This window comes from Thauera phenylacetica B4P, from assembly GCF_000310225.1.
GTDB lineage: Bacteria > Pseudomonadota > Gammaproteobacteria > Burkholderiales > Rhodocyclaceae > Thauera > Thauera phenylacetica.
Genome location: NZ_AMXF01000563.1, coordinates 1 through 640, shown reverse-complemented (window position 1 = coordinate 640; position 640 = coordinate 1). Strand labels below are relative to the sequence as shown.

Annotated in this window: 2 pseudogenes; both read left to right on the top strand. The window is 70.6% G+C overall.

The features are described from left to right. Positions 1-132: pseudogene (locus C667_RS25960) on the top strand (electron transfer flavoprotein subunit beta/FixA family protein); the annotation flags it as partial. A 2-nt stretch (positions 133-134) separates the two neighbouring features. Continuing rightward, a pseudogene (locus C667_RS23695) lies at positions 135-640 on the top strand (electron transfer flavoprotein subunit alpha/FixB family protein); the annotation flags it as partial.

Sequence of the window (640 nt, the reverse complement as noted above, 5' to 3'; positions counted from 1 at the left end):
CTCGGCGTCGATGTCGCCCCGCGCCTGGCCACGCTGAAGGTCGCCGAGCCGCCCAAGCGCAGCGCCGGTGAGCGCGTGGCCGACGTGGCCCAGCTGGTCGACAAACTCAAGAACGTTGCGAAGGTGATCTGAACATGGCCATTCTCGTTATCGCGGAACACGACAACCAATCGATCAAGGCGGCCACGCTCAACACCGTGAGCGCAGCCGGCAAGCTGGGCGGCGACGTCCATGTGCTGGTGGCGGGTGCCGGCTGCGGCGCCGCGGCCGAAGCCGCGGCCAAGGTCGCCGGCGTGGCCAAGGTGCTGGTGTGCGACGCGCCGCAGTACGAGGCGCAGACCGCCGAGAACGTCGCCGAGCTGGTCAGGGGCCTGGCCGGCGGCTACAGCCACGTGCTCGCGCCGGCCTCCACCGCGGGCAAGAACATGCTGCCGCGCGTGGCCGCGCTGCTCGACGTGGCGCAGATCAGCGACATCGTCGCGATCGAATCCGCCGACACCTTCGTGCGTCCGATCTACGCCGGCAACGCGCTCGCCACCGTCAAGAGCGCCGATGCGATCAAGCTGATCACGGTGCGCACCACCGCGTTCGACGCCGCCGAAGCCGGCAGCAACGCCGCGCCGGTCGAGGCGGTCGCCGC